We start from the raw sequence: 925 nt of genomic DNA, 5'->3' as shown, positions 1-925 counted from the left end.
TATAAAAGAACTGGATCTCTTAGCCGAACATGCGGCTTTAAGAGGTCCAGTTTTTTAGTATGGAATAGTTGCTAAATTGCTACATCAATGAAAAGAAGTAGGCAATTTCTTCAATGGTATATTTCTTATTGTACTCCTCAAATTTAGCCAAGAAATTGATGACGGCAGAGGTCTTCAAATCATTGGCTAATTCATCATATTTACTGGGAATTTCCATTTGTCTCACACCAGTTGGAAAATTTGTTCAAAATATGATAAAGCACCTCGTATTTACTTGTTTGAGCGAACAACTCTTCAACTCGACCAATGGCCTCGTTTTCTAAATATTCGATAATTTCATTTTCGATTTCTTCTACCACGGCGTATTTATCATCAAAATAACGGTAGAAGGATGACCGGTTTAGACCAGCTTCTTTGACAATATCTTGAATGGTGATGGTGGTGAAGGGTTGGTCTTCCATTAATGTTAGAAGGGATGATTTGATGTTTTCACGCGTTTGTAATGATTTATTGCTTACAGTCATTTGTTTGTCCTTTGCCAATTTTTAGGGTAAAATATACTTGTGCTATTGCAATGTTATCAAACTTTTATACAATAAGACACTTTGTCCTATTTTGTGCTAGCCATGAAAATGAATATACTATAAGCTATTAAAGCAGTAAAAATAAAAGGAGTCTTATATAAATGCTTGAATTAAAAAATCTCAAGAAAACGTATGAAGTGGGCGATACGATTACGCATGCCTTAAATGATGTATCGTTGGCTTTTAGAAAACAAGAATTCGTTGCTATCTTAGGGCCTTCAGGTTCAGGGAAAACGACACTTTTAAATGTGATTGGTGGTTTAGACCAGTATGACTCTGGTGATATGGTGATCAACGGCCAGTCAACTAAAAACTTCAAAGACCTAGATTGGGACGCTTAT

3 protein-coding genes are annotated in these 925 nt (G+C 35.2%); 1 reads left to right on the top strand and 2 read right to left on the bottom strand.

Annotated features, from left to right (window positions below):
• Window positions 1-79 precede the first annotated feature (79 nt).
• Together ACRCJ0_RS15835 and ACRCJ0_RS15830 are read right to left on the bottom strand one after the other, a co-directional pair.
• Window positions 80-217, bottom strand: a complete 138-nt coding sequence (locus ACRCJ0_RS15835; protein WP_431387602.1) for a hypothetical protein — start codon at window positions 215-217, stop codon at window positions 80-82.
• Entirely contained in the window at window positions 201-542 is a 342-nt protein-coding gene (locus ACRCJ0_RS15830) for a TetR/AcrR family transcriptional regulator (protein ID WP_431391141.1), read from the bottom strand. Before ACRCJ0_RS15830 ends, ACRCJ0_RS15835 begins: the two co-directional genes overlap by 17 nt.
• A 143-nt stretch (window positions 543-685) precedes the next feature.
• Here ACRCJ0_RS15830 and ACRCJ0_RS15825 point away from each other — a divergent pair.
• A partial coding sequence (locus tag ACRCJ0_RS15825; protein ID WP_431391140.1) for an ATP-binding cassette domain-containing protein occupies window positions 686-925 on the top strand: 240 nt, incomplete at its 3' end.

It is taken from the genome of Aerococcus sp. L_32 (assembly GCF_050689315.1).
This window is presented reverse-complemented; position numbering and strand designations above follow the sequence as displayed.